Source organism: Ewingella americana (genome assembly GCF_006438725.1).
Lineage (GTDB): Bacteria > Pseudomonadota > Gammaproteobacteria > Enterobacterales > Enterobacteriaceae > Ewingella > Ewingella americana_A.
The window spans coordinates 1-658 of record NZ_RCZD01000034.1; the positions used below are offsets into that span (position 1 = coordinate 1).

Annotated in this window: 1 protein-coding gene; it reads left to right on the top strand. The window is 65.7% G+C overall.

The window, feature by feature from the left end; genetic code table 11:
• Positions 1 to 658: FAD-binding protein (locus EAH77_RS25025; protein WP_140476152.1), on the top strand; the 658-nt coding region annotated here is incomplete at both ends.

A 658-nucleotide genomic window follows, 5' to 3' on the forward strand; every position in this document is an offset into this window, starting at 1 on the left:
GATCTCTGCCGGTATCGCTGTCGGTGGCGCAACCGCATTGCTCGATCAGGCATGGTTCTGCCCCGGCGTCGAGCAGCCCGACGGCAGCGCAGCCTTCATGGTCGGCGTTCGCGGCGGACTTGTCGTCGACAACGCGGGCGAGCGCTACCTCAACGAGTCGCTTCCGTACGACCAATTCGGGCGGGCCATGGACGCTCACGACGACAACGGTTCTGCCGTGCCGTCGTTCATGATCTTCGACTCGCGCGAGGGTGGCGGACTGCCCGCGATCTGCATCCCGAACACGGCGCCCGCCAAGCACCTCGAAGCCGGAACCTGGGTGGGCGCCGACACTCTCGAAGAGCTCGCCGCCGAGACCGGACTACCGGCCGACGCTCTGCGCAGCACCGTCGAAAAGTTCAACGATGCAGCAAAACTGGGCGTCGACGAAGAGTTCCATCGCGGAGAGGACCCGTACGACGCATTCTTCTGCCCGCCCAACGGCGGCGCGAATGCAGCACTGACGGCCATCGAGAACGGTCCGTTCTACGCAGCTCGCATCGTCCTCAGTGACCTCGGCACCAAGGGCGGATTGGTCACCGACGTCAACGGTCGCGTTCTTCGCGCCGACGGCAGCGCTGTCGACGGTCTGTACGCCGCCGGAAACACGAGCGCTTCC